We start from the raw sequence: 26,669 nt of genomic DNA, 5'->3' as shown, positions 1-26,669 counted from the left end.
GACGGCGGCGGACGGCTCGTCAGTCGAGCTGCCGAAGCAGCGGGAGCAGCTCGGCCGCACGTTCCACGCGGTCGGCCGCCGTGGCCCCGCCGCCACCCACGATGAACACCACATCGGCGAAGCCGGCCGCGCGGTACTCCGCCACCGCGGCGACCGCCTCCTCCGCCGTGGCGGGTAGCGGGAACTGCACCGCGCGCCGGATCGCGGCCGGGTCGCGGCCGACGTCGGCGCAGTGCCGGTCCAGCACGCGCGACAGCCGTGCGTGCTCCTGCGGCCCGGCGCCCGGCAGCGCCGCGCTGAACCAGCCGTCCGCATGCTCCGCGACGACCCGCAGCCCGTGCCGCTCGCCGCTGCTGCCGATCCACACCGGCGGCCGGGGCCGCTGCACCGGTTTCGGGTGGCCCAGGGCGGCCGCGTCGGTGAGCCGGTAGTGCTCGCCCTCGACGTCGGCCACCTCGTCCGACCAGAACGCGTCGAGCACCTGGCACGACTCGGCGAGGGCGGCGATCCGCTGCCGCGCCGATCGCTCCGGCAGCCCGATCCGCCGGTCGACGTGGTCGTCGCCGCCTGCTCCGAGGCCGACGTCGAGCCGTCCGCCGGAGAGGTGATCCACGGTGACTGCCATCTTTGCCAGGAGCGCGGGGTGCCGGTAATGGTTGCCGCTGACGATGCAGCCGATGCGGACCCGCCGCGTCGCCTCCGCCATCGCGGCCAGCAGCGTCCACGCCTCGAAGATGTCGCCGCTGCGCACCGGCCCCATGGGCGCCAGGTGGTCGAAGATCCAGCAGCCGTCCCAGCCCCCGTCGTCAGCGGCGCGCCACACCCGGCGTAGTTGGTCGATCGTCGCGAACTGCTGCGACACCTTGAGGCCGAAGGTCATGCAAAACCCTCCAATAGGTCGAAATACTGACGATCAGATTACTGACGATCAGTGTGCGGCGCTACAGTGGCCCGGTGCCGCCGGATCGACTGGTGTTCCTGCTCAAGCGCGCCCAGGTCCGGGTGTCCGACCTCGCCGAGCCCGGGCTGGCGGCGCTCGGTGTCGATGGTCGGGAGTTCGCGGTGCTGTCGGTCTTCGCTGCGGCACCCGAGCCGCTGTCGCAGCGGGATGCGGCCGCGCTGCTGATGATCGACCGGACGACGATGGTGGCGCTGGTCGACGGCCTGGAGCGGCGTGGTCTCGTCGAGCGGCGCGGGCATCCGGCCGACCGGCGCAAGAACACGCTGGTGCTCACGGCGGAGGGCACCGCGGTGCTGGAACGGGCCGACGCCGTTGCCGCCGAGGCCGAGGCGCAGTTCCTCGCCCCGCTCGGACCGGACCGGGCGGACGAGTTCCGGTCGGCGCTCCAACTGCTGCGACCGTACTGAGGGGACAGCGGGGCCGCGAGCGGCCCGCACCGCTACGCCGGGGTCAGGACGCCGGCGGCCCGCTCGTGGTGCCGACCCGCAGCGTGACGGGCAGCAGCAGGTCCGGGGGGTGGCCGCCCGCGACGAGCTCCATCGCGGCCTGGGCGGCGGCGCGGCCCTTCTCGTCGCTCGGCTGCACCACCGTGGTGAGGCGGGTGGCGCCCAGCCAGGACAGGTCCGCCCCGTCGAACCCCGCGACGCTGACGTCCTCCGGTACCCGCAGCCCCAGGGCCGCCGCGGCCTGCAGCACGCCGGCGGCGAGGACGTCGCTCTGGGCGATCACGGCGGTGGGGCGGCGGTGGGCCGGCACGTCGAGCAGCACCCGTGCGGCGGCGGCGCCCTCGGCGACGGCGTTGCTGGCGGTCTCGAACGCGGGCACCGGCCCGAAGACGTCCTCCACACCCTCCAGCCGGTGGCGCACGTCGCGGTAGTGGGCGCGGGACCGCCTGGCGGGGTCGATGAAGCCGCGGCGCCCGTCGAGCCGCAACGGCATCGCGAGGATCTCGACCCGGCGGTGGCCGAGGTCGTGCAGATGCCGGGCGAGATCACGGGTGCCGCGCCGGTCGTCGATGTCGACGAGCACGACGCCGTCCACCACCGGGCCCTCGACGACGACGAGGGGTACCCCGCGGGAGCGGAGCTGGTCGAGCGCCGGATCGTCCTCGAGGCCGCAGGTGGCGAAGATCGCGGCGTCGAGGGGGATGCGGCCGATCTGTTCGGTGGAGGGGCGCCCGGTGTCGCCGGCGAGCAGCAGCAGCCCGACTCCGTGCGATCCGAGCACCTCGGTGATCCCGTCGAGGAGCTGGATGGCCACGGGGTCGCGGAAGGCGTAGAGCAACCGCTCCCCGACGAACGCGCCGACCACCCCGCTGCGGCCGCGACGCAGCGAGGCCGCGAGGGGGTCGGGTCCGGCGTAGCCGAGCTCGGCCGCGGCGGACAGCACCCGCTCCCGCGTGCTGGGCGTGACCCGCGGGCTGCCGGAGAACGCCAGCGACGCCGTCGAGGGCGAGACCCCGGCATGCGCCGCGACGGCTGCGAGCGTCGGGCGGGTGGACACGCTCGAACGGTAGCGGTGCCGCCCGATTACGGGTTGAGCCCGGCCGGGTCGACGCGTACCGTCAACGGCGATCGAATCGATTCGACGAGGAGCGCATGTGACGACGACCGGGGTTCTGCCCGCCGCCGAGATCCTCCGGGCCCGCACGGCCGCCGTCATCGCGTTCGGGATGAACGGCCTCGCGTTCGCCTCGTTCATCTCCCGCACGCCGTCCATCCAGGGGGTGCTGGGCCTGTCCCTTGGCCAGCTCGGACTGCTGCTGCTGTGCGTGTCCGGGGGTGCCGTCGCCGGGCTCCCGCTCTCCGGGCCGATCGTGCACAAGCTCGGACCGGCTCGCGCCGTGCTCGCGGGCTCGCTGACGGTCAGCCTCGGGCTGGCCCTGCTGATCGTGGGCCTGTTCGCCGGGGTGGTCGCGCCGGCGGCGATCGGGCTGGTCTTCACTGGTCTGGGCGTCGGGGTCTGGGACGTCGCGATGAACGTCGAGGGCGCCGACGTCGAGCGCAGGCTCGGTCGTCCGCTCATGCCCCGGTTGCACGCGGCGTTCAGCCTCGGCACGGTGGCCGGCGCCGGGGTGGGTGCCGCGTCGGCCGCCACGGGCGTGCCGATCGAGGTCCAGCTGATCGTGGTCGCCCTGCTGATCCCCGTCGTGGTCACCGTCGCGACCCGCCGTTTCCTGCCCGTCCCGGTGTCCACCGAGGAGGAGAAGGCCGCGGGTTCCGGGGTGCTCGCGGCGTGGCGCGAGCCGCGCACGCTGCTGATCGGCCTGCTGGTGCTCGGGTTCGCGTTCACGGAGGGCTCGGCCAACGACTGGATCGCGCTGGCGCTGGTGAAGGGCTACGGCACGAGCGAGGCGCTCGGAGCCGTGGCGTTCGGGTTCTTCGTCAGTGCGATGACGGCCGCGCGCTGGGTGGGGGTCCCGGTGCTGGAACGGTTCGGGCGGGTCGTCGTGCTGCGCGCCACCGCGGTGTTCGCGCTGCTCGGCCTGCTGCTGGTGGTGTTCGGCGGGTCCACGCCGGTCGCGCTCTGTGGTGCCCTGCTCTGGGGGGTCGGGGCATCACTGGGCTTCCCCGTCGGGATGAGCGCCGCGGCGGACGACCCGGCCCGAGCCGCCGCCCGCGTCTCGGTGGTCAGCTCGATCGGCTACACGGCGTTCCTGGCAGGACCGCCGCTGATCGGACTGCTGGGCGAGCACATCGGCATCCTGCGCGGGCTGTTGGTCGTGCTCGGGGCGTTGGCGCTGGGGCTTCTCGTCTCGGGGGCCACCAAGCCGTTGCCGGTCGGGGAGCCCGTCGACCGCTGATTGCCACCCGGGCTGGGTCGAGGCCCAGGTTACGGTCGCTTTTCCGGGTCGATTCGGGGCTTGACGGCGGCCGATCTGGGGCGAACTCTGTTGCGAGTCGTGCACCACGTTCCGCACAGCGCTCCGGAGAACAGCATGATCCACGTCTGCGCGCTCGACGAACTTCCTCGCGGTAGCGCCCGCCGCCTCCCACTCAGCCCGCCGGTCTCGGTGTTCCACACCACGGACGGCGAGCTCTACGCCATCGACGACACGTGTACCCATCAGGACGCCTCGCTCGCCGACGGCTGGCTCGAGGGCTGCGAGGTCGAATGCCCCTTGCACGCCGCGATCTTCGACCTGCGCACCGGTGAGCCCGACGGCCTGCTCGCGCGCGAGCCGGTCCGCACGCACCGGGTGGTCGTCGAGGCCGATGCCGTCTACGTCGTCCTATCCCCGTCAGACGCACTCGAAGCAGCGTCGTGAGCGGCCCCCGGGTCGTCGTCATCGGGGCCGGGGTGGTGGGTGCGGCTGTCGCCGACGAGCTCACCGCCCGCGGCTGGACCGACGTCACCGTGCTCGACCGGGGCGCGTTGCCGCTCCCGGGCGGGTCGTCGTCCCACGCTCCGGGTCTGGTGTTCCAGACCAACCCGTCGAAGACCATGGCCGGCTTCGCCCGCTACACGGTGGAGAAGCTGTCCGCGCTGGACGGGCCGTGGTGCTTCAACGCCGTCGGCGGCCTGGAGGTCGCAACGACACCGGAGCGGCTCACCGACCTGCGCCGCCGGCACGGCCTGGCCACGAGCTGGGGCATCGAGTCGCGGCTCGTCGACCCGGACGAGTGTGCGGCCCTGCACCCGCTGATCGGCGCCGACCGGGTGCTGGGCGGGTTCCACACACCTACCGACGGGCTGGCCAAGGCGCCACGGGCCGTCGCCGCGCAGCTCGCCAGGGCCACGGACCGCGGTGCGCGCGTCCTCGGCAACCACCGGGTGCTCGACGTGCTGTCGGAGAGGGGCCGCGTCACCGGCGTCCGCACCGACCACGGTGACGTGCCGGCCGATCTCGTCGTCTCCGCTACCGGGTTCTGGGGGCCGCAGACGGGCGCACTGGTCGACCTGACGATCCCGCTGCTGCCGATGGCCCACCAGTACGTGACGACCACGCCGGTGGCCGCGCTGGCCGGACGCAACACCGACCTCGCCGAGGCGAGCGCGCCGATCCTGCGTCACCAGGACCGTGACCTGTACTTCCGTGAGCACGTCGACCGCGTCGGCATCGGCTCCTACGCGCACCGCCCGCTGCCCGTCGACCTCGACGCCCTGCCGGTGGAGGGCATGCCCAGCGTCCTCGACTTCACCCCCGAGGACTTCGCGCCGTCCTGGTCCGATGCCCGCGAGCTGCTCCCGGCGCTGCGGGACGCCGGGATCGACACCGGTTTCAACGGCATCTTCTCCTTCACCCCCGACGGGATGCCGCTCGTCGGCGAGCACCCCGGGCTGGCCGGTTTCTGGGTGGCCGAGGCCGTCTGGGTGACCCACTCCTGCGGCGTCGGGCAGGCGCTCGCGCGCTGGCTGGTGGACGGCGAACCCGGCGTCGACGTGCACGAGTGCGACCTCAACCGGTTCGAGGAGGCGCAGCTCGCACCGTCCTATGTGGAGACGCGCAGCGCGCGGAACTTCGTGGAGGTCTACGACATCCTGCATCCGCTGGAGCCGCCCGCGCAGCCGCGGCCGCTGCGGGTGAGCCCCTTCCACCCGCGCCAGGTGGAGCTCGGGGCCGTGTTCCTGGAGGGTGCGGGCTGGGAGCGACCGCACTGGTTCGAGGCCAACGCCGAGCTGCCCGAGGTCGGACGGATCCCGGGTCGCGGGGAGTGGGCGTCGCGGTTCTGGTCGCCGATCGCGGGGGCCGAGGCACTGGTCACGCGCGACCGGGTGGCGATGTACGACATGACCCCGCTCAAGCGCCTGGAGGTCACCGGCCCCGGCGCGCTGGATCTGTTGCAGCGGCTCACCACCAACAACCTGGACAAGAAGCCGGGCGCGGTCACCTACACCCTGCTGCTGGAACCCTCCGGCGGCGTGCGCAGCGACCTCACCGTCGCGCGCCTGGGCGAGCAGCGGTTCCAGGTGGGCGCCAACGGCAACCTGGATCTCGACCGGCTCACCCGCGCGGCGGGCGACGACGTCGTCATCCGCGACGTCACCGGCGCCACCTGCTGCATCGGGCTGTGGGGGCCGCGGGCCCGCGACGTGCTCGCCTCGGTCACCCGCGACGACGTGTCCCACGCCGGGTTCGGCTACTTCCGGGCCCGCCGGATCCACGTGGGCAGCGTGCCTGTCACGGCCATGCGGCTGTCGTACGTCGGTGAGCTGGGCTGGGAGCTGTACGCGAGCGCCGAGCTGGGGCTGCGGCTGTGGGACGTGCTGTGGGACGCCGGGCAGCGCCACGGCGTGATCGCCGCGGGGCGCAGCGCCTTCAACTCTCTGCGGCTGGAGAAGGGCTACCGCAGCTCCGGCACCGACATGACCACCGAGCACGACCCGTACGAGGCCGGGCTGGGCTTCGCGGTGCGTCCCGGCTCCTACGTCGGCAGTGCGGCGATCGCCGGGCGGGAGAATCCGGCGCGGCGGCTCGTCCCGCTGCTCCTCGACGACCCGGCCGACGTCGTCATGGGCAAGGAGCCGGTGTGGCATGCCGGTGCGCCCGCCGGGTACGTCACCAGCGCGGCCTACGGCTACACGATCGACGCGAGCATCGCCTACGCGTGGCTGCCTGCGTCGGCCGCGGAGCCCGGCACCCCGGTGCAGGTGGAGTACTTCGGCGAGCGACTGCCGGCGGTGGTGGCCGCCGAGCCCCTCTTCGACCCCGAGATGAAACGGATCAAGGCATGACCGCCCACGACGTGATCGTGGTCGGGCTGGGCGGGATGGGCTCGGCCGCGGTCCGGCACCTCGCGGCGCGGGGGGTGCGGGTGCTCGGACTCGAGCGGTTCACCCCGGCCCACGACCAGGGGTCCAGCCACGGGGGCTCCCGGATCATCCGGCAGTCGTACTTCGAGGACCCGGCCTACGTCCCGTTGCTGCTGCGGGCCTACGAGCTGTGGGCGGAGGCCGAGAAGGAGGCCGACGCCGACCTGCTCACCCTCACGGGCGGCCTCTACCTGGGACCGCCGGACAGCACGACCTTCGCCGGCAGCCTGCGCGCGGCCCAGGAGTGGGACCTGCCGCACGAGGTGCTGTCGCCCGACGCCGTCCGCGACCGCTTCCCGACGTTCGCCCCGGCCGCCGACGAGATGGCGCTGTTCGAGGAGCGGGCCGGGTTCGTCCGCCCCGAGGCGGCCGTGGCGGCGCACCTGGACCTCGCCGCGCGGGACGGCGCCGACCTGCGGTTCGGCCAGCAGGTGCTCTCGTGGGACGCGACGGGCGGGGGCGTGCGCGTCCGCACCGCCGAGGGCGAGCACACCGCGGAACGGCTCGTGATCTCACCGGGAGCGTGGGCGCCGACCCTGCTCACCGGGCTCGGGCTCCCACTGCGCGTGGAACGTCAGGTGCAGTACTGGTTCGACCCGCCCGCCGGCGTCGAGCCGTTCACCGGCAACCCCGTCTACGTGGCCGAACAAGCCGGGGGAGCGCAGATCTACGGCTTCCCCGCCATGGACGGCCCGGGCGGCGGGGTGAAGGTCGCGTTCTTCCGCCGCGGCCGGGACACCGACCCGGACGCGCTCGACCGCGTGGTCACCGACGCCGAGGTGGAGGAGATGCGCACCCGGGTCGCCGACACCCTGCCCGGGCTGGTGGGGCCGGTCGTGAAGACGGTGCCGTGCATGTACACCACCACCCCCGACGAGCACTTCGTGATCGCCACCCACCCCGAGCATGCAGCCGTCACCGTGGCCTGCGGGTTCTCGGGCCACGGGTTCAAGTTCGTGCCGGTCGTGGGGGAGATCCTCGCCGACCTGGCCACCAGCGGGGCAACGGCGCACCCGATCTCCCTTTTCGACCCGAGGAGGTTCGCATGACCGCCGTGCAGACCAACCTGGACCGGCCGTCCCTGATCCGCACCCTCCCAGGCTCCGCCTACACCGATCCCGCCGTGTTCGGCGCCGAGCAGGAGAAGATCTTCGAACGTCGCTGGACGTGCGTCGCGCTCGCCGCCGACCTCGCCGCGCCCGGCGCGTTCCGCACGGTGACCGTGGGCCGGGAGAGCGTGGTGCTCGTCCGCGGCCGCGACGGCACGGTGCGCGGGTTCCTCAACGTGTGCCGCCACCGCGGTGCCCGCCTGTGCACCGAGGAGTCGGGGCAGCTGCGGCGCAACCTCCAGTGCCCGTACCACGCGTGGACCTACGACCTCGCCGGCAGGCTCGTCGCCGCGCCGAACCTGACGTCGATGCCCGACGTCGGCCGGGACGAGTACGGGCTGCTGGCCGTGCACCTGCGGGAGTGGCTGGGCTACGTGTGGATCTGCCTCGCCCCCGAGCCGCCCTCGTTCGAGGCCGAGGTGCTCGGTGAGGTCGTGACGCGCCTCGGGGACGTCACCGCGATCGACAGCTACGGCGTCGAGCGCCTCGCGCTGGGCCGGCGGATCACCTACGACGTGGCGGCGAACTGGAAGCTGATCGTCGAGAACTTCATGGAGTGCTACCACTGCGCCACGATCCACCCCGAGCTCACCGAGGTACTGCCCGAGTTCGCCGACGGCTACGCGGCGCAGTACTACGTGGGGCACGGCGCGGAGTTCGGGACGCAGATCGACGGCTTCACGGTCGACGGGAGCGCGGGCGTCGAGCGGCTCCCGGGCGTCACCGCCGACCAGGACCGCCGCTACTACGCGATCACGATCAAGCCGCAGGTCTTCGTCAACCTGGTGCCCGACCACGTGATCGTGCACCGCATGACCCCGCTGGCCGCCGACCGCACGGTCGTGGAGTGCGACTGGCTCTTCGCCCCGGACGTCGTGGCGGCGGGGCGTGACCTCGGCCCGTCGGTGGAGCTGTTCCACCGCGTCAACGCCCAGGACTTCGCCGCCTGCGAGCGCACGCAGCCGGGGATGAGCAGCCGCGCCTACCGCGACGGCGGCGTGCTCGTCCCCAGTGAGCACCACATCGGGCAGTTCCACGCCTGGGTGGCCGCGCAGCTGGCGTGAACCCGCGGTTCACCCCTTCGGGAGGTCCACGGTCAGCGAGTACAGCCGGGTCGTCTGGTTGGCGCCCTGGTTGTCGTCACTGACCAGGAGCAGCTTCAGCCGGTTGCGGTCCTTGCCGACGACGGCGATGCCCTCGATGTTGTCCAGCAGCGGGTTGGGCTGGGGCTGCTTGGCCGTGGCGCCCAGGCTGGGGCACTTGCCGATGTCCGCCAGGAGCGTCTTGGGGATGAGCTTCGCGTCGGTCTTCGCGGTGAGGTCCTGCACGCCGCTGACGTCGGTCGCGTGGCGCGGGTCGGCGAGGTACAGGTGGATGGTGTTGCCCACGCCGGTGGTGAAGCCGCGCTCGAGCACGAACAGCCTGCCGTCACCGGTGGCGGTGATGTCGGAGACACCGAGGCCGGGGTCCACCTTGTAGCCGTACTGGGCGGCGAGGGTGAAGTCGCCGCCCTTCGCGCCCTTGCGGTTCCAGGTCTGGAAGCGCACGAGGTCGGCGTCGTCGCCGGAGAGCGGGCCCTCCATCGACGCGATCAGCGTGTGGTCGCCCGGCTGCAGGGTCAGGCCCTCGAACGTCAGGTTCGTGGTCGCCCGCCCGGCCGGGGCGACGCGCAGGGCGTCCGGCACGGGGAGCCGGCCGAGCAGCTTGCCGTCGCGGTCGTAACGGCGGATGGACGGCTCGACCTCGGACGTGATCAACCGGGTGCCGTCATGGTCGATGGCCAGGCCCTCGGAGTCGAGCGGCTGGCCGTTCTCGTCGGCGAGGCTCACCACGCGGGTCGGCGCGAACGTCGTGGCGTTGAGGGTGAACAGCGACGACCGGTCGGAGAGGGCGTCGATCCCGCCGTCCGGGTCGACCGCGAGGGCCGAGAGGTTGCCGACGAACGTGTTGTCGAAGGTGGTCTTGTCGAGGGCGTCGGAGAACGACGTGATGTCCACCGACGGCGAGCAGGCGTGGCCGGTGTCGGGGGTGGCCGCGCTCGCCGGCGCGGCCGGTCCGACGACGGTCCCGACGGCGACCGCAGCCAGTGCGGTGGTGAGGCCGAGTGCAACGCGCGTGATCACGCGGCCACGCTAGAGGACCGTCACCCTGGGTGACGCAACGTTGTGATCCACACCGCGCACCGGGAAGTCCGCGAGATGGACAGGAGCGTCGTTCGACACAGAAGGGACAGCGCTCAGGTCCATCTCACACGGGGATATCCGCGAAACGCCTCGGGACTGCGGGGGCTCCGCGATGCTCCAGGCGTGTCACTGCCCGATGTGTTCCGGGGGTCCGCTGCCGTGCGGGCCGGGCTGGTGACCAAGGCCCAGCTGCGCGGGCCGAGATACCTCCGGATCTTCCCCGACATCTACACCCCGGTCCGGGCGCAGCCGCTGGACCCGGTGCTGCGTTCCCGGGCCGCCTACCTGCTCGGCGGAGGTCGTGGAGTGGTGTCGGGGTACTCGGCGGCCGCGCTGCTCGGCGCCTCCTGCGGACCGCAGGGTGCACCCGCGGAACTGACGGTGCCCGGCGGTGGGCCACGGTCGCATCCCGGCCTGGTGCTGCACCGCGACCGGTTGGCCCGTGACGAGGTGCAGCAGTGCAACGGGGTGCTGGTCACCACGCCCGTGCGGACGGCCTACGACCTGGCCAGGTGGCAGGAGCCGGTGGAGGCGGTCGTTGCCGTCGATGCCCTGGCCAACCGTGGCCGTTTCGCCCCGGAGCAGATCCTTCGGCTCGCCGCCCGGTATCCGCGGGCGCGCGGCCGCTCCGGTCTGCCGCGCGCCGTCTCGCTGTCGGACGCCCGTGCGGGCTCGCCGATGGAGACACGGTTGCGCCTGGTGCTCGTGCTGCGCGGGCTGCCTGTACCCGAGGTGCAGTATCCGGTGCTCGACGACCGCGTGCGCCGGGCGGTCTGGCTGGACATGGCCTACCCGGAGCAGCGGATCGGTATCGAGTACGAAGGCGCCGACCACGGGAGCCCCGAGCGCGTGCTGCGTGACGTCGGCCGGTACACGGCGCTGGTGGACCAGGGCTGGCGGATGTACCGCTTCGCGAAGTACGAGGTGTACGGCGAACCGGACGAGATCGCGGCGAAGATCCGCCGGGCGCTCGGGGCGTGAGATGGACACCAGTGCTCTCGGACCTCGATCCGGCCGCACTGGTGTCCATCTCACCGCCCGAACCAGCCCATCCTCCTGCTCATCTCCGCCGCCGCCGTGCACAGGGGCGTCGTCATCTCGGACAGGCGGTCGGCGTCCATCCGGTAGGCGGGGCCGCTCACGCTCAGCGCCGCGATCACCTCGCCGGAACGGTCGAGCACGGGGGCGGCCGCGGCGTTCAGCCCGACCTCGTACTCCTCGACGACCACCGCGACGCCCGCCTTGCGCACCCGATCCAGCTCGGCATCGAGGGCCTCGGCGGAGGTGACCGTGCTCGGGGTGAGCGCCGGCATCCCGGACGCGGCGAGCAGCGCGGCCCGCCGTTCGGTGTCGAGATGGGCGAGCAGCACCTTCCCGCTCGAGGTGCAGTGCAGCGGGGTGAGGCGTCCGATCCAGTTGTGGGTGGCGACGGTGGAGGGGCCCATGGCCTGGTCGATGTTGACCGCCCAGTGCTCCTGCAGGACGGCCACGTTGATCGTCTCGCCCAGGTCGGCGGCGAGCTGCTCGTAGACGACCCGGCCCTGGCGCGTGACCTCCAGCCGGTCGGCGACCGCTCCGGCCAGCGGGATCAGGCCGAACCCGAGCCGGTACTTGCCGCGCTCACCGGCCTGTTCGACGAGGCCGCGGCCCTCCAGGGCGCCGAGGAGCCGGAACGCGGTGGACTTGTGGACGTCGATCTCCGCCGCCAGCTCGCTGACCCCCGCCTCGCCCCGCCGGGCCAGGATCTCCAGCACGCTGATCGCCCGATCCACCGACTGGACTCCGCCGTCTCGCCCCCCCATGTTGCTCATAACGAAACTATATGCATCAAAACGGATACCGCGCTTGACGTCCGGAGCGGGCTGAGGACGATCAGCGCGTGCCCAGCCTCTTCGTTGACGGAGCATGGATCTCCGGGTCCGGTGGAACCGCCGATGTGATCAACCCGTTCGATGCGAGCGTGCTCGAGACGGTCGACCAAGCCGGTCCTGACGACGTCGATCGGGCGGTGCTCGCGGCCCGGGCCGCGTTCGACACGGGGCCGTGGCGCCGGGTCCCGGCGGCCGAGCGCGGGGCGCTGCTGCGGCGTGTTGCCGACCTGCTCGTGCGGGACAAGGAGGAGATCGCCCGCACCGAGACGCTCGACACCGGCAAGACGCTCGTGGAGAGCCGCATCGACGTCGACGACGTCACGGCGGTCTTCCGCTACTACGCCGATCTCGCAGGCAAGGACGCGGGCCGCGTCGTCGACACCGGGCAGGCGCACGTCCTGAGCCGGGTCGTGCCCGAGCCGATCGGCGTGTGCGTGCTCATCACCCCGTGGAACTACCCGCTGCTGCAGCTGTCGTGGAAGGTCGCGCCCGCGATCGCGGCAGGCAACACGATGGTGATCAAGCCGAGCGAGGTGACGCCGCTGACGAGCGTGCTGCTGGTGCGGCTGCTCGAGGAGGCGGGCGTGCCTGCCGGCGTGGTCAACGTCGTGCTGGGTGACGGCCGCAGCGTCGGCGCCCCGCTCACGGAGCATCCGGCCGTCGACATGGTCAGCTTCACCGGCGGCCTCGCCACCGGCCAGGCGATCATCCGGGCGTCCGCGGCCACCGTGAAGCGGGTGGCCGTCGAGCTCGGCGGCAAGAACCCCAACATCGTCTTCGCCGACACCGACTTCGAGACCGCGGTCGACTACGCGCTCACCGCGGTGTTCCTGCACTCCGGGCAGGTCTGCTCGGGAGGCGCCCGGCTGATCGTGCAGGACGAGATGCACGACGACCTGGTGGCCGAGATCGGACGGCGGGCCGAGCTGATCCGGCTGGGCAACGGTCTGGACGAGGGCAGCGAGGTCGGTCCGCTCGTGTCGGCCGCCCACCGCGCCAAGATCGAGGAGTACGTGGCGTCGGCGCAGGCCGAGGGCGCCCGGCTGGTGGTGGGCGGCCGGCGTCCCGAGGAGCCCGAGCTGCAGAAGGGCTTCTTCTACCGGCCCACCGTGTTCGCCGACGTGCACCGCGAGATGCGCGTGGTCCGCGAGGAGACCTTCGGCCCGATCCTCACCGTGGAGCGGTTCGCGGACGAGGAGGAGGCCATCGCGCTCGGCAACGACACCGAGTACGGCCTGGCAGGCGCGGTGTGGACGTCCGACATCGGCCGCGCCGAGCGGGTGGCGCGGGCCCTGCGGCACGGCACGGTCTGGATCAACGACTACCACCCGTACATCCCCGGTGCGGAGTGGGGCGGTTTCAAGCGTTCGGGGAACGGACGGGAACTCGGCCCGACGGGGCTGGCCGAGTACCAGGAACACAAGCACATCTGGCACAACACCGCACCGAAGCCGGTGCGGTGGTTCACGCACTAATCACCCCATCAGCAGGAGGTCCGCGGTGAGCGCTCCCCAGGACGACGGGCTCGCCGAATTCGGCTACAGCCAGTCGCTCGACCGCAGCATCGGAAAGTTCGCCAGCTTCGCGGCTGGCATCAGCTACATCTCGATCCTGACGGGCACGTTCCAGCTGTTCTACTTCGGTTACGCCTTCGGCGGCCCCGCCTACTGGTGGTCGTGGCCACTGGTGTTCATCGGCCAGGTCATGGTGGCGCTGTGCTTCGCGGAGCTGGCCGCGCGGTACCCCGTGGCCGGCTCGGTCTACAACTGGTCGAAGCGCCTCGCCGGCCCCACGACGTCCTGGCTCGCGGGCTGGATGATGTTCATGGCCTCGGTCGTCACGATCGCCGCGGTCGCGCTGGGCTACCAGACCACGCTGCCGCAGATCTGGAGCGGCTTCCAGCTCATCGGGGACGGGTCGGGCGACACCGACTTCGCGGTCTCCGGCGTGCTCTGGGGCATCGTCCTCGTCGCCTTCACGACGATCGTCAACGCCATCGGCGTGAAGCTGATGTCGCGCATCAACAGCGTCGGGGTCTTCATCGAGCTCATCGCCGCCGTGATCCTGGTGGTGCTGCTCGCGATCAACATCGTCAACCCGCCGACGGTGCTGCTCGACACCCAGGGCCTCGGCGCCGGGACGAACCTCGGCTACTTCGGGCCGTTCCTCATCGCCACGCTCGCCAGTGCCTACGTCATGTACGGCTTCGACACCGCCAGCTCGCTCGGTGAGGAGACGGTCGACCCCCGACGCACCGCGCCCTCGGCGATCCTGCGCGCCGTGATCGCGTCGTTCATCATCGGCGGGCTGATCCTGCTGTTCGCCATCCTCGCCGCCCCCGACCTCTCCGACCCGGCGATCGCGGAGAACGGCCTGCAGTACATCATCCTGTCCGTGCTCGGTGGCCCCACCGGCACCGTCCTGCTCTTCGCGGTGATCATCGCGATCACGGTCTGCGCGCTCGCCGTGCACACCGCGGCGATCCGGCTCATGTTCGCGATGGCCCGTGACAACGCGCTCCCGGGCTCCGCCCGGCTCGCCCACCTCGACCCCAAGCGCAAGACCCCGCTCATCCCGGCGGTGCTGATCGGCGTGGCCGCGGTGCTGATCCTCGTGGTCAACATCGGCTCGCGGGAGATCTTCACGGCGGTCACCAGCGTCGCGATCATCATGATCTACATCGCGTACCTGCTGGTGACGGCGCCGATGCTGGTCAAGCGGTTCCGCGGCGAGTGGCCGGGGCCGTCGGGCGGAAAGGACGGCTACTTCTCGCTCGGGCGCTGGGGTCTGCCGGTCAACATCATCGCCGTGCTGTGGGGCGGGCTGATGGCCCTCAACCTCGCGTGGCCCCGCCCGGAGGTCTACGGCGAGGGCGTGCTGGCCTGGACCGCGTTCATCTTCATCGGCGGTGTGGTCGTCATCGGGCTGGGCTGGTTCCTGCTGCGCGGCCGGCACCAGGTCGGCACCCTGCCCGAGCACCTCGCGAAGCAGCTCGACGTCGACCCGTCCCCCCGGCCCGCTGACCCGTTCCCGGAGGGGAGCCAGGCGTGAGTGAGCTGTTCGACTACGTGATCGTCGGCGGCGGCTCGTCGGGCTGCGCTCTCGCCGCCCGGCTGTCCGAGGACCCGGACGTGACGGTGTGTCTGCTGGAGGCAGGTCCGTCCGATGTGGACGACCCGGTGATCCTGAAGCTCACCGACTGGATGGCGCTGCTCGACTCCGGCTACGACTGGGACTACCTCGTCGAGCCCCAGGAGCACGGCAACAGCTTCCTGCGCCACGCGCGGGCGAAGGTGCTCGGCGGGTGCTCGTCGCACAACTCGTGCATCGCGTTCTGGACGCCGCGTGAGGACCTCGACGAGTGGGCGTCGATGGGGTGCGAGGGCTGGAGCGCCGACGAGTGCTGGCCGTTGATCGAGCGTCTGGAGACCAACGACGGGCCGTGGTCGGGGCACGGTCGCTCCGGCCCCGTCACGATCATGCAGGTTGAGCCGGACGACCCGTGCGGCGTGGCGGTGCTGGAGGCCGCCGCCGCCGTCGGGCTGCCGACCGTGCGGTTCAACGACGGCGCCACGGTCTGTGAGGGCGCCGGGTTCTTCCAGATCAACCGGGAGCCCGACGGCACGCGTGCGTCCTCGTCGCGGGCGTACCTGCACCCCATCATGGGTTCGCGCCCGAACCTGGAGATCCGCACGGGTGCGTGGGCGTCCCGCGTGCTGTTCGAGGGGAACAGAGCCACGGGCGTCGAGTACCAGCAGGACATCGGCCCCGGTCGGCGCACGGTCACGGCGCGCCGCGAGGTGGTGCTGTCGGCCGGGTCGATCGACACCCCGAAGCTGCTGATGCTCTCCGGGATCGGTCCGGCCGAGCACCTGCGCGACTTCGGCATCGACGTGCTGGTGGACGCGCCGGGCGTCGGGTCCAATCTGGACGACCACGTCGAGGGCCTCGTGATGTGGGAGGCGGCGAAGCCGATGGTCACCCGGTCCACCCAGTGGTGGGAGATCGGGCTGTTCACGCGCACCGAACCCGGACTCGACCGGCCGGACCTGATGATGCACTACGGCTCGGTGCCGTTCGACCTGAACACCGTGCGGTGGGGCTACCCGACCACCGACAACGGGTTCTGCCTCACCCCGAACGTCACACGGGGCCGGTCGCGGGGCACCGTGCGGCTGCGCACGCGCGACTTCCGGGACCGGCCCAAGGTCGACCCGCGCTACTTCACCGACCCCGACGGCCACGACATGGCCGTGATGCTCGCCGGGCTGAAGCTCGCGCGTCGCATCGGCGAGCAGCAGCCGCTCAAGGAGTGGGTGACGCGCGAGCTCGCGCCCGGACCGGACGTGGTCACCGACGACGAGCTGGTGGACTACGTCACCAAGACGCACAACACCGTCTACCACCCGGCGTGCACCGCGAAGATGGGGCCGGACGGCGACCCGATGGCCGTGGTGGACCCGCAGCTGCGGGTGCGCGGGGTGGCCGGGCTGCGGGTGGCCGACGCGTCGATCCTGCCGTTCCTGCCGGCGATCAACCCCAACATCACCTGCATGATGATCGGGGAGAAAGCGAGCGAACTGCTCCGACGATGATTTGACGTCCGGTGGTGGCGATGATGCGGTGGAGAGCATGTCGGAACAGCCCAATTGGGCCGAGGTCAATCCACCCGTCATCGCCACCTTCCGGGCGAACCGGGGAAAGGTCGGCGGCCGTTTCGCGGCTTCGCCGATACTGCTCTTGCACACCGTCGGCGCACGGACCGGCCAGGAGAGGGTCAATCCCCTGACGTATCTCCCCGACGGCGACCGGTTCGTCGTCTTCGCGAGCGACCGGGGCGCGCCGCGGCACCCGGACTGGTTCCACAACGTCGTCGCGAGCCCGTCGGTGCAGGTGGAGGTGGGTGACGAGACCCTCCCCGCCACTGCGACCGTCGCGGAGGAGCCGGAGCGCAGCGAGCTCTTCGCCCGGCAGGCGGCCGCCCTGCCCCGGTTCGGGGAGTACCAGGAGAAGACGAGCCGGACGATCCCGGTGGTGATCCTCACCCCGGCGCCGCGCGACCGAACCTACTGAAAGGAGACGAACACCGGTGCTTCGGGCCCGACCGCCATTGTCTGGGCGGGAGTGAACATCGGCCGGTCCTCGTCGTAGAAGTTCTTCCAGCCCCAGTGAACTCCGGACGGCTGGGCCTCGTGCAGCGTGGCCCACGTCTGGAGCTTCAGGTCGGGAGTGCCGAAGCCGTCGGCGTGCAGGATGACGCCCAACTCGTCGCGCGAAGTGTCGAGCTTCTCCCGTCCGCTGATCATGCTGAGCCGGAACTGGTGCACCATGAGCAGCTTCTGCGGGAGCACGCGGTCGCGCGTGAGGTCGGCGAGCCAGGTGATCACGGAGTTGATCTCGTCGACGCCGACCGAACCGATCTGGGTGCGGTGGCGCTGCTGCGGGGCGAGCCGCCATTCGGGGTCCAGCGCCAGCCCCACGTGCGGCTGCGCGAGCAACTCCTCGTAGCGCCGGGCCTGGGTGAGGAAGTCGCTGCGGCCGGGCTGCAGGTCGAGCACGACGTAGACCCCGGCTCCGCGCGCCGCGTCCACCCACGGGCGGAGGTCCGCGACGGACGACTCGGAGGAGTAGTCGCCGTCCGGCCCCGGGCCGGAGTCGGCGACGGTGGTGATCACCTCGAACGCCGGTACGACCGGTTCGCCCACCAGTGGCTGGTACTCGGCCGCGAGGGCCTGCGCGCGCTTCACCGACTCCTCGACGCCCTGCTCGCCGAGCACGCCGAGCGCGGGCGCGCCGGGATGGCCGTAGAGGGCGACCATGCGTCGTCCGGGGAACAGCACCTGGCCGCCACCGGGAAGCTGCACACCGGTGGCGGCGACGGCGAGCCGCCGGTCGAGCACCTCGGACGTGCCGAACGCGCTGCCGAGGGCGAGCACGTGCTCGGGACGGCGCGGCGGTTCGGGAGCGCGCCGCGGGTCGGCACCGGGCACCACGACCACCTCGGCACCGGAGGCGCGGGCCGTGGCGGTGGCGGCGGCCTGGGCGGGGGAGTCCTGGGCCAGCACCAGCACCGATTGCCGCCGCGGCGGTGCGGTGACCGCCGGCAGCGCCGCCTCGTCGGTGACGATCTCGGCGGAGCCGTCGGCGGCCGACGCCCAGTGCGCGGCCCCGTCACCGACGGCCAGCACTGCCCGCGCGCCGAGCCGGGACAGCTCGGCGCGCACCCCGGCCGTGTCCCCGTCGGCGGGGGTCAGCAGCAGCGGCGCCCCGATCCGCTCCGCGACCGCGGCCGCCCGCCCGGCCTCGTCACCTGCCGCGGTGAGCACCGCCACCGGCGCGGTCGCGTAGAGCGCGGCGCTGGTGGCCACCGCGAGCTCGACGGGATCGTCGCTGGGGAGAACGGTGGTGGGCGCGCCTGGCGCCGTGACCTGCGGGGAGAGCGGGACCGGAGGTGCGGGCGCGGTGCAGGCGCCGATCAGCAGTACGGCCACGAGGACGACCACGACGGCGGCCCACCGGCGCCGGGCCGAGCCGCCGTGCGGCCCAGGACGGCACGTCCGATCGCGGTGCCGCCCGGAGCATTCAGCGCATCCCCCCACCGCCTCGGACGGTAGCCCACTGTGCAGCCGGCCTCATGGGGAAAAGACGCGCGAACGGGCGAATCCCTCGCGGCGCGCTCGGTACCGCGCGGTCCGGCCCGGTGCGGCGCACAGGGCGACTCGGGCGCGGAAAGTGGGCGACTCGCGGGTGGAGATCGGGCGACTCGCGGGGGAGCTGGGGGCGGGCCGCCGGGCGAGCGTGCGAGATCCGGGTGTTGGCCCTGGGGAGGGCGGATCGGCGGATATCGCAGCGATCACCGGGCGACTCGGGCGCGGTTACGGGGCGACTCGCGCGCGGGAAGGGGGCAACTCGCTGGGGTGGGCGGTGGCGTCCTGCACGAGGTCGTCCGGCTGTGCCGCGGCACCCCGCTCGAACTCCGTGGTGAAGGCCTCGTCGCCCAGTTGCCGGCGCGCGGTAGCGGTGATCCGGTTGACGTCGCCGCGTTCGGCCTCGGGCAGGGGCGCCCCCACCGCCTCCCGCGCCGCGCCGGCCGCCCCGAGCAGCCGCGCCGCCCGTGTGGGTTCGCCGGCGAGCGCGAGGGCTCCGGCCAGACCCTCCATGGCCAGGGCGACCGCGCGGGGATCCTGGAGGCGACGCGCGGCCGCGAAGCCCTCGAGCTGCAGCCGCAGGGCCGTGGCCGCATCGCCGCGCAGTTCGGCCACGAAGCCGAGCTCGGCGAGGAGGAGTGCGTTGCCCGGCTCTGCGCCCGGGACGGGGGCGACCCCGCCGTGCCATCCCAACAGGGTGTGCAGGTGCTCCTCGGCGGCATCGAGGTCGCCCGCCCGGCGTGCGCCCAGCGCGAGCCCCGTCTCGGCGTAGATCCGGCCCGGGGCGAAGCCGTGGTCGACGGCCATCCGTACCGCCTGCTCGTGCAGCTGCCTGCCCTCCGCGTGCCGCCCGGTGAGGAGGGCGACCCGCCCGAGCCAGGACAGCTGGTAGGAGACCTCGGCCCACAGGCCGAGCTCCTCGGCCATCCGCAGGCCGGCGCGGTGCTGGTGGGCGGCCCGTTCGTAGTCGCCCGCGATGGAGGCGAGGGTGCCCACGGCGTAGGACGCCTGCACCTGCCCCCACCGGTCACCGACCTCGCCGAACAGATCCGCGGCCTGGGTGGCGGCGTGCCCGGCCCCGGCGAGGTCGCCCCTCGTCATGGCCTGGCTCATGCGGTCGACGAGAGCGGCGGCGACGCCCCAGCGGTCGTCGAGTGCACGGAACGTCGTGAGTGCGGACTCCGTGAACTGCTCGCCCCGCACATGGCCGACGGTGGTGAGCGCGTAGCCGACGAACCACCGCGCCCGCGCGCAGGCCGCCGGATCGTGCGGGCCGGACAGGTCGAGCACGGGGTCGAGAGCGGAATCCACCGCCCGCTCCCCGTCGAGCACACCCATGCCGAGCTCCCACGCCATGACGACGGCCCGCAGACCGGCAGGCGCAGCTCCCGGCGCGGCCAGCGCCCGGCGCAGCGACCGGCGGGCCTCCCCGACCCTGCCGCGTAGGAGCCAGTACCAGGAGAGTGCCGCGACCAGACGCAACGCGGGTTCTGCGCCGTCGGGCTGACGGCAGACGTGCTCGAACGCTGCGCGCAGGTTGGCCGACTCGGTGTCGAGGCGCTCGAGCCACCTGCCCTGCTCCGGGCCGCGGAGCAGCGGTTCGGCGTGCTCGGCGAGCTCCAGGTAGTGGCGGGAGTGCCGCCGGTGGAGGGGCTCCGTCTCGCCCGCCTCGGCGACGCGGCGGAGGCAGTAGGCGGCGACGGTCTCCAGCAGCCGGAACCGGGGCTCGCCCGCGGGGCCCGGCTGGGCGACCACGAGTGAGCGGTCGACGAGCCTGGTGAGCAGGGTGAGGACGTCGCCCGCCGGCACGGCCTGGTCGGCGCACACCTCCTCGGCGGCCGACAGACCGCAGCTCTCGGCGTGGACCGCGAGGCGGCGCAGCACGACCTGCTCCGGCGGGGTGAGCAGCTCCCAGCTCCAGTCGATCATCGCCCGGAGCGTCTGCTGACGGGCCGGTGCGCCGCGGGCGCCGGTGGACAGCAGCCCGAACCGGTCGTCGAGGCGGCGCAGCAGCTCGTGCACCCCGAGTGCCCGCACCCGGGTGGCGGCGAGCTCCATCGCGAGCGGGATCCCGTCGAGTCGCCGGCAGATGGCGGCAACGGCGGGGGCGGTGGTGTGGTCGAGGGTGAACCCGGGCGCGACCTCGGCGGCTCGGGCGACGAACAGCTGGACGGCCGGGGCTTCCCGCACCGAGGCGAGGTGGCCCTCCGCGCCGCGCTCGGGCAGCTCCAGCGGCGTGACGTTCCACAGCACCTCGCCGGTGACGCCGAGCGGCTCGCGGCTGGTGGTGAGGATGCGGAGGCCGGGCGCGAGATGGAGCAGGCGCTGGGCCACGGCCGCGACCTGCTCGACGACCTGCTCGCAGTTGTCCAGCACGAGCAGGGCCTCCTGCGCGCGCAGCGCCTCGGCGAGCCGCTCGACCAGGTCGGCGGCGCCCGGGTCGTCGCGCACGCCGACCGCCGCCGCCACCACCTCCACCAGCCGCTCCGAGACCGGGCAGTGTGACTGCGCGCCGACCTGCCGGTCGATGCCGGCGAGCTCGACCAGCCACGTGTCACCGCCGGCGTCGGCCCGCCGGCGTGCCGTCTCCACCGCCAGGCTCGTCTTCCCGACGCCCCCCGGCCCCGTGAGCGTGACCAGCCGGGCGCGGCCGAGCAGCGCGTGCACCTCCTGGACGGCGGCGGCCCGGCCGACCAGTTCGGTGATCCGGGCGGGGAGGTTCGTGCGGGCGCGGGCGGGTGCAGGAGGGCCGGCCAGCGCCGGATCCTGCGCCAGTACCGCCTGCTGCAGGGCGGAGAGCTCGGGGCCGGGTTCGAGCCCGAGCTCGTCGACCAGCCGTCTCCGCAGCACGGAGAAACTCGTGAGGGCCTCGGTGGGCCGCCCCGCCCGGTGGAGCGCGCGCATGTGCACGGCACGCAGCCGCTCCCGCAACGGATGCCGGGTGACCAGCTCCTCCAGCTCGCCGAGCAGCGCGCCGTCGACGGGCCCGGACGGCGCGAGCAGCGCCTCGGCCCGCTCCTCCACCGCGACCAGCCGCTCCTCCTCCAGCGCGCGGATCGCCGGGGCGGCGAACGGCTCGTGGGCGACGTCGGCCAGCACGGGCCCCCGGAAGAGCGCCAGCGCCTCGGACAGCAGGCCGGCGCGTGCCCGTGGCTCGGCGCTCGCCCGGGCGCGCGCGGTGAGCGCACGGAACTGCCGGGCATCGACGGAGCAGGCCTCGGCCCGCAGCCGGTAGCCCGGTGGCTGATGGACGACGAGCTCGCGGCCGCCGGGCTCGGCGTCCTCCAACGCCTTGCGCAGCTGCGACACCTTCGTCTGCAGCGTGTTGCCCGGGTGGCCCGGCAGCTGCTCGCCCCACAGGTCGTGGAGCAGCCGTTCGGCCGAGACCGGCCGCCCGTCGTGGACGAGCAGATCGGCCAGCAGCGCACGGACCTTCCGCTCGGGAACGCGTACGGAACGGCCCTCCGACGTCCACACGGCCAGCGGGCCGAGCACTCCGAAGCGCACGAACAGACCGTAACCGGCGGCCCCGACGAAATGGGCCACGAATCGTGCGTGGACCACCAGCGAACCGTGCGCGGCCCTCGCCAGGCTGACGCCATGACCGATGACGACAAGGGAGTGACGGTGCTCGGCCTGGGCGCCATGGGCAGCGCGCTGGCCGGGGCGTTCCTCGCCGCCGGGCGACCGGTCACGGTGTGGAACCGCACACCGGGCAAGGAGGCGGCGCTCGTCGCCGCGGGTGCCGCGACCACCGGGACGGCCGAAGCGGCCCTCGCGGCGAACCGGCTGGTGGTGGTCTGCCTGCAGGACCACCGTTCGGTGCACGAGGTCCTCGACCCGGTGGGCGACGCCCTTGCCGGCCGAGTCCTGGTCAACCTCACCACCGGCACCCCGGAGCAGGCCCGGGAGCTGGACGCCTGGGCCCGCGAGCGGGGAGCCGAGCACCTGGACGGTGGGATCATGGCGGTCCCGCCGATGATCGGAACGCCCGGGGCGTTCGTGCTCTACAGCGGAGCGCGCGGGGTGTTCGACGCCCACCGCGCGACCCTGGACGCCCTCGGTGGGAGCCGCTTCGCCGGTGCCGACCCGGGGGCGGCGTCCCTGCAGGACCTTGCCCTGCTCAGCGGGATGTACGGGATGTTCGGTGGTGCCCTGCAAGCCTTCGCGCTGATCCGCTCGGCGGGCGGCTCGGCCACGGAGTTCGCTCCCGTGCTCCGCGAGTGGCTGGGCAGCATGAGCGACTTCGTCACCGGCTCGGCGGAGCAGATCGACACGGGCGACTACGGGACCGGGGTGGACGCCACGCTCGCCATGCAGGCGGCGAGCTACGTCCACCTCGTCGAGGTCGCCGAGTCCCAGGGGGTCGGCACGGAGCTGCTGCTCCCGCTGGCCGGGCTCATGGACCGCCGGGTCGCCGACGGGCACGGCCACGAGGACATCACGAGCGTGATCGAGCTGCTGGTGGGGCGCCGGTCACTGAACGAGATCGACGGACGGGAGAACTGATGGGTGAGATCGAGCCGGTGACGGTGATCGGCCTGGGCCCGTGGGCCAGGCGATGGTGCGCAGGTTCCTCGCAGCCGGGCACCGCACCACCGTGTGGAACCGCACGCCCGGCCGGGCGGATGCCCTCGTGGAGGCCGGCGCGGTACGGGCGGCCACGGCGGGGGAGGCGGTGGCCGCGAACCGGCTGGTGCTCCTGAGCCTCACCGACTACGCCGCGATGTACGACGTGCTGGGGCAGGCGGAAGCCGAGCTGGCGGGCCGGGTGGTGGTCAACCTGAGCTCCGACACCCCGGAGCGGACGCGGGAGGCGGCGGCGTGGCTGGCCGAGCGCGCAGCGGTGCTGCTCACCGGCGGGATCATGGTGCCGGAGGAGCTGGTGGGCACCGAGGCGGCCTACGTCTTCTACAGCGGCCCGCGGGCGACGTTCGACGCCCACGAGCCGACGCTGCGGGTGATCGGACGGCCCGACCACCGCGGCGAGGACCCCGGCCTGGCCCAGCTGTACTACCAGGCCCAGCTGTCGCTGTTCCTCACGTCGCTGGCGGCGTACCTGTACGCGACCGCGCTGGTGGGCACGGCCGGTGTGTCCGCGACGGAGTTCCTCCCCTACGCGGTGGACAACGCGAACTCGCTGTCCATGTACCTGGCCGATGCCGCCCGGGAGATCGACGCCGGCCGGTACCCGGGCGACCAGGCGAACGTCACGATGATGGGCGCGACGGCGGACCACATCGTGGGCACCGCGCGGAGCACCGGCATCGAGCCCGCCCTGCCGGTGGCGGTCAAGGCGTTGTACGACCGCGCCATCGCCGCAGGCCACGGCAAGGACGGCTGGCCGAGCCTGTACGAGGTGATCAGGAAGGGGTAGCGGCGGGCTCGCCTGCGCCGACGATCTGGGCGACGACGCTGCGGGTGACCGGCGCACCGTCGGGAGCGGAGCGCAGCACCGGACCGGCGATGGCGTCGAGCTCCAGGACGGATCCGCCCAGCGCGTCCTTGAGCATCGAGGACTGCATGGTCCCCGGCAGCGAGGCGAGCCGCTGCGCCACCGCGGCCGGGTCGATCCGGGCGCCGTCGGCCGCCGCGGCGGCCGCGGTCTCGGTGACCAGGCCGTGGAGCACATCGGGCCGGCCCTCACGGGCCGGTCCGAGCGGGGCCCGCGTGCTCGTGGTGATCAGCGCGTGCGGGCAGAGGAACGAGAGCTTGCGCCACAGCAGGGTGGCCTCGTCGGGCGCCGAGGCATCCACGTCGAGGCCCGCCTCCCGCAGCACGGAACCGGGGTCGAGCCCGCCGTCGCGGGCCCCGGCGGAGATCGCGTAGTCGGCGAACGGGGAGACGTGTTCGATGACGCCCGGACCGATGCGGGTGGCCTCCACCCCCACGGTCATGGGCACCACGGCGGCGCCGGGGAGGACGGCGCGCAGCAACGGCACGTGGTCGATCCCGTTGAGCAGCGGGACCACGGTGGCCCCGGACACCAGCGCCGGCGGGACCCTCGTCAGCGCATCGAGCAGGGCCGGGGCCTTGACCGTGACGAAGACGAGGTCGACCGGGGCCGTGAGCCACGGCCGCGCCGGGACGCGGACGTCGATGTCGCCGTACCGGCCGCTGCGCAGGCTCAGCCCGTTGACGTTGATCGCGGTGCTGGTGCGGTCGGTGGCCAGCACGGTGACGTCGTGCCCGGCGTCGGCCAGGAGCACGCCCAGCATGCCGCCGACGGCTCCGGCCCCGAGGATCGCGATGCGATGGGTGGTGCCTGCCACAGGTCCTCCTCGCCGCCGTCACCGGCGTCAGGGGCGAACCGGCCGCGGCACGTCAGTCCACCGGTTTGAGCGGGTCGTGTCCGAGCGACATCAGCTTATGCCGCCACGCGGCCTGGCCGGCCGTAGGTTCGAGGTCGTCGCGGCGCTGCTCGTGCACCCGGTCGACGACACGGCGCATGACGTGCGCGTCCTCCGTGGTGACGTCGCGGCGCCGTTTGCCGAGGATCGCCAGCACCTCGCGCCCGGTGGGGGAGCCGGCCTGGTCCGGGATCTGCTCGGCCTCCTCGCCCGCGTCGCGGGTGAGGAGCCAGTCCCTCAGCTCGTGCGAGGTCATGTTCACCACGCGGTGGAACTCGTCCCACAGCTCGTCGTCGACATCAGCCATGACTGCGGCCTACCCCGATCGCCGTTGCGCGATGCGTACCGCTTCAGCGCCTGCGACGGGGCGTGACAGCCGGTGCGGCCAGCTCGTCCTGCATCTCCTGCGCAACCGCGCAGGGGTTGTCGGTGGCGGTGGCGGTGCGGGTGGCGACGCGATCCAGGAGGCCGCGCAGCACCTCCTGCTCCGCGGGGTCGAGCGGGTCGAGGAGCTCGTCCTCGGCGGCGCGCAGCCGCCGCTCCAGGTCGCACAGCTTCTCGGTGCCCGCGTCGGTGAGCACGATGCGCCGGGCCCGGCGGTCGGCCGGATCGGGTCTGCGCTCGACGAGCCCTGCGCTCTCCAGATCGTCGAGCAGGTAGGTCATCACGGTGCGGTCGACGCCGAGGTGCTGGGCCAGCGCGAGCTGGCTGCGCTGTTCGCCGCGGAAGGCCATGGAGAGCACCTGGTAGCCCCGCGGCCCACCGGGCACGGCGCCGACGGCGTCGTGGGCGGCCCGCAGGTAGGACCGCATCACGGCGCCGAGCGCCCAGCCGAGATCGGACTCGGCGGTGGGCGGTGTGGTCACCCTCTCAGCTTAGCCGCCCGGAACAGGAGTCAGCGATGTTCGGTTGACACTATCGTCTTGATGGCAGACGATCTGCCGGACAGCGAAATGACTCGAAGGAGTTCCGATGACCTTGTTCCGCGTCGACGCCAGCATCCGCCGGGACGGCTCGGTGAGCCGCGAGGTGGCCGACACCTGGCAGCGCGCATGGGCCGAGCACCACCCGCACGACGCGGTGCTCCACCGCGATCTCGGTGCCTCGCCGCTGCCGCCCGGAGCGTGGCCGCTGGCGGTCGGCGCCGGTCTCGTGCCCGAGGACGAGCGCACCCCCGAGCAGCGCGCCGCCGTGACCCTGGCGTCGAACCTGGGCGACGAGCTGCTGGCCGCCGACGCCGTCCTGATCGCGACCCCGCTGTACAACTACGGCATCGCGCAGCACCTCAAGACGTGGATCGACCTGCTGATCACCGACCCGCGCTTCATGGCGCAGCCGCTGGCCGGCAAGCCGGTGACGCTGGTGATCGCCCGCGGTGGCGGCTACGCCCCGGGCACGCCGCGCGAGGGCTGGGACCACGCCACGCCGTACCTGCGGCAGATGTTCGGCGACTTCTTCGGTGCCGACCTCACGGTCGTCGTCGCCGAGCTGACCCTCGCCGACTCGGTCCCGGCCATGGCCGATCTGCGTGAGGCCGGCGCCGCCTCCAAGGCCGAGGCCCTGCGGCTCGCCGAGACCACCGGACGGGCCCACGCACAGCTGGTGGCCGCGAAGCGGGCCGACGGCGCCCTCGAGGGCGTGGCCTGAGCGGGAGGCGGCGCGTCCGGGATCGAGGGGTCCGGCCGCGCCGCCCGCCCGAGCCGCGGAGTGGGCACGCCGGGGATCGGCGTCCGGCCGCTCGTGAGCGCGTGGTACCCGGCGCGTGCCCGCGGCACAGGTCGCGGCGTAGGTCGC

General features: G+C 73.0%; 23 protein-coding genes. 14 read left to right on the top strand and 9 right to left on the bottom strand.

The features are described from left to right. Window positions 1–19 precede the first annotated feature (19 nt). Window positions 20–880, bottom strand: a complete 861-nt coding sequence (locus tag ACQPZA_RS26495; RefSeq protein WP_433274801.1) for an LLM class flavin-dependent oxidoreductase — start codon at window positions 878–880, stop codon at window positions 20–22. A gap of 74 nt (window positions 881–954) precedes the next feature. On the opposite strand from ACQPZA_RS26495, the gene ACQPZA_RS26490 reads away from it, so the two are divergent. Continuing rightward, entirely contained in the window at window positions 955–1,368 is a 414-nt protein-coding gene (locus tag ACQPZA_RS26490) for a MarR family winged helix-turn-helix transcriptional regulator (protein WP_433274799.1), read from the top strand. Window positions 1,369–1,411: 43 nt separating this feature from the next. Here ACQPZA_RS26490 and ACQPZA_RS26485 read toward each other — a convergent pair whose 3' ends face one another. Beyond that, window positions 1,412–2,464: a LacI family DNA-binding transcriptional regulator gene (locus ACQPZA_RS26485; protein WP_433274797.1), complete on the bottom strand. Its 1,053-nt coding sequence runs from the start codon at window positions 2,462–2,464 to the stop codon at window positions 1,412–1,414. Window positions 2,465–2,561: 97 nt separating this feature from the next. On the opposite strand from ACQPZA_RS26485, the gene ACQPZA_RS26480 reads away from it, so the two are divergent. The 5 genes from ACQPZA_RS26480 to ACQPZA_RS26460 all read left to right on the top strand — a co-directional run bounded on the left by ACQPZA_RS26480 (window position 2,562) and on the right by ACQPZA_RS26460 (window position 8,888). Continuing rightward, complete coding sequence (locus ACQPZA_RS26480; protein WP_433274795.1) at window positions 2,562–3,764, top strand: MFS transporter; 1,203 nt, start codon at window positions 2,562–2,564, stop codon at window positions 3,762–3,764. 135 nt (window positions 3,765–3,899) lie between these two features. Beyond that, on the top strand, window positions 3,900–4,229 hold the full coding sequence (locus tag ACQPZA_RS26475; protein WP_433274793.1) for a bifunctional 3-phenylpropionate/cinnamic acid dioxygenase ferredoxin subunit: 330 nt from the start codon (window positions 3,900–3,902) through the stop codon (window positions 4,227–4,229). Then, on the top strand, window positions 4,226–6,637 hold the full coding sequence (locus ACQPZA_RS26470; protein WP_433274791.1) for a GcvT family protein: 2,412 nt from the start codon (window positions 4,226–4,228) through the stop codon (window positions 6,635–6,637). The genes ACQPZA_RS26475 and ACQPZA_RS26470 overlap by 4 nt, the downstream gene beginning before the upstream one ends. Continuing rightward, a complete protein-coding gene (solA, locus tag ACQPZA_RS26465) occupies window positions 6,634–7,764 on the top strand; it encodes an N-methyl-L-tryptophan oxidase (protein ID WP_433274789.1) in 1,131 nt (376 codons plus the stop codon). The genes ACQPZA_RS26470 and solA overlap by 4 nt, the downstream gene beginning before the upstream one ends. After that, window positions 7,761–8,888 carry an aromatic ring-hydroxylating oxygenase subunit alpha gene (locus ACQPZA_RS26460; protein WP_433274787.1) on the top strand — a complete coding sequence of 376 codons (1,128 nt, stop codon included), beginning with the start codon at window positions 7,761–7,763 and terminating at the stop codon, window positions 8,886–8,888. The genes solA and ACQPZA_RS26460 overlap by 4 nt, the downstream gene beginning before the upstream one ends. A 9-nt stretch (window positions 8,889–8,897) precedes the next feature. Here ACQPZA_RS26460 and ACQPZA_RS26455 read toward each other — a convergent pair whose 3' ends face one another. Next, a complete protein-coding gene (locus ACQPZA_RS26455; protein ID WP_433274785.1) occupies window positions 8,898–9,947 on the bottom strand; it encodes an esterase-like activity of phytase family protein in 1,050 nt (349 codons plus the stop codon). Between the two features lie 183 nt (window positions 9,948–10,130). Between ACQPZA_RS26455 and ACQPZA_RS26450 the strand changes: the two genes are divergently transcribed. Next, window positions 10,131–10,988, top strand: coding sequence for an endonuclease domain-containing protein (locus ACQPZA_RS26450; RefSeq protein WP_433274783.1), 858 nt, complete (start codon window positions 10,131–10,133; stop codon window positions 10,986–10,988). A 50-nt stretch (window positions 10,989–11,038) separates the two neighbouring features. On the opposite strand, the gene ACQPZA_RS26445 is transcribed toward ACQPZA_RS26450, so the two are convergent. Next, window positions 11,039–11,818 carry an IclR family transcriptional regulator gene (locus ACQPZA_RS26445; protein ID WP_433274781.1) on the bottom strand — a complete coding sequence of 260 codons (780 nt, stop codon included), beginning with the start codon at window positions 11,816–11,818 and terminating at the stop codon, window positions 11,039–11,041. Between the two features lie 68 nt (window positions 11,819–11,886). Between ACQPZA_RS26445 and ACQPZA_RS26440 the strand changes: the two genes are divergently transcribed. The 4 genes from ACQPZA_RS26440 to ACQPZA_RS26425 are packed head-to-tail and all read left to right on the top strand — an operon-like array spanning window position 11,887 to window position 16,951. Next, window positions 11,887–13,353 (top strand): aldehyde dehydrogenase family protein, encoded by a 1,467-nt coding sequence (locus ACQPZA_RS26440; protein ID WP_433274779.1) that lies wholly within the window; start codon window positions 11,887–11,889, stop codon window positions 13,351–13,353. A 25-nt stretch (window positions 13,354–13,378) separates the two neighbouring features. Continuing rightward, window positions 13,379–14,929, top strand: coding sequence for an APC family permease (locus ACQPZA_RS26435; RefSeq protein WP_433274777.1), 1,551 nt, complete (start codon window positions 13,379–13,381; stop codon window positions 14,927–14,929). Beyond that, window positions 14,926–16,473, top strand: coding sequence for a GMC family oxidoreductase (locus ACQPZA_RS26430; RefSeq protein ID WP_433274776.1), 1,548 nt, complete (start codon window positions 14,926–14,928; stop codon window positions 16,471–16,473). Before ACQPZA_RS26435 ends, ACQPZA_RS26430 begins: the two co-directional genes overlap by 4 nt. A 37-nt stretch (window positions 16,474–16,510) precedes the next feature. After that, a complete protein-coding gene (locus ACQPZA_RS26425; protein ID WP_433274774.1) occupies window positions 16,511–16,951 on the top strand; it encodes a nitroreductase family deazaflavin-dependent oxidoreductase in 441 nt (146 codons plus the stop codon). Here the strand turns inward: ACQPZA_RS26425 and ACQPZA_RS26420 are convergent. After that, window positions 16,945–18,381 (bottom strand): hypothetical protein, encoded by a 1,437-nt coding sequence (locus tag ACQPZA_RS26420; protein ID WP_433274772.1) that lies wholly within the window; start codon window positions 18,379–18,381, stop codon window positions 16,945–16,947. The genes ACQPZA_RS26425 and ACQPZA_RS26420 overlap by 7 nt on opposite strands. A 372-nt stretch (window positions 18,382–18,753) precedes the next feature. Next, the gene (locus tag ACQPZA_RS26415; RefSeq protein WP_433274770.1) at window positions 18,754–22,089 is read right to left on the bottom strand and encodes a BTAD domain-containing putative transcriptional regulator; all 3,336 of its coding nucleotides are present in this window, start codon (window positions 22,087–22,089) and stop codon (window positions 18,754–18,756) included. Between the two features lie 36 nt (window positions 22,090–22,125). Between ACQPZA_RS26415 and ACQPZA_RS26410 the strand changes: the two genes are divergently transcribed. Further along, window positions 22,126–23,034, top strand: a complete 909-nt coding sequence (locus ACQPZA_RS26410; protein ID WP_433274768.1) for an NAD(P)-dependent oxidoreductase — start codon at window positions 22,126–22,128, stop codon at window positions 23,032–23,034. Window positions 23,035–23,074: 40 nt separating this feature from the next. Beyond that, on the top strand, window positions 23,075–23,902 hold the full coding sequence (locus ACQPZA_RS26405) for an NAD(P)-dependent oxidoreductase (RefSeq protein ID WP_433274766.1): 828 nt from the start codon (window positions 23,075–23,077) through the stop codon (window positions 23,900–23,902). Here the strand turns inward: ACQPZA_RS26405 and ACQPZA_RS26400 are convergent. From ACQPZA_RS26400 to ACQPZA_RS26390, 3 genes are read right to left on the bottom strand one after another with little or no spacing between them, the layout of a single operon-like run. Further along, the gene (locus ACQPZA_RS26400; RefSeq protein ID WP_433274764.1) at window positions 23,889–24,797 is read right to left on the bottom strand and encodes a ketopantoate reductase family protein; all 909 of its coding nucleotides are present in this window, start codon (window positions 24,795–24,797) and stop codon (window positions 23,889–23,891) included. The two genes, ACQPZA_RS26405 and ACQPZA_RS26400, sit on opposite strands and share 14 nt — an antisense overlap. A gap of 52 nt (window positions 24,798–24,849) precedes the next feature. Next, window positions 24,850–25,182: a DUF3140 domain-containing protein gene (locus ACQPZA_RS26395; RefSeq protein ID WP_169398431.1), complete on the bottom strand. Its 333-nt coding sequence runs from the start codon at window positions 25,180–25,182 to the stop codon at window positions 24,850–24,852. Between the two features lie 43 nt (window positions 25,183–25,225). Then, a complete protein-coding gene (locus ACQPZA_RS26390) occupies window positions 25,226–25,741 on the bottom strand; it encodes a MarR family winged helix-turn-helix transcriptional regulator (protein ID WP_312859370.1) in 516 nt (171 codons plus the stop codon). Window positions 25,742–25,847: 106 nt separating this feature from the next. On the opposite strand from ACQPZA_RS26390, the gene ACQPZA_RS26385 reads away from it, so the two are divergent. Further along, the gene (locus ACQPZA_RS26385; RefSeq protein WP_433274761.1) at window positions 25,848–26,522 is read left to right on the top strand and encodes an FMN-dependent NADH-azoreductase; all 675 of its coding nucleotides are present in this window, start codon (window positions 25,848–25,850) and stop codon (window positions 26,520–26,522) included. Window positions 26,523–26,669: the final 147 nt, after the last annotated feature.

Source organism: Pseudonocardia xinjiangensis (genome assembly GCF_050948425.1).
GTDB classification, from domain to species: domain Bacteria; phylum Actinomycetota; class Actinomycetes; order Mycobacteriales; family Pseudonocardiaceae; genus Pseudonocardia; species Pseudonocardia xinjiangensis.
The sequence above is the reverse complement of the archived record's forward strand: the minus strand, read 5'-3'. Positions and strand labels throughout refer to the sequence as shown.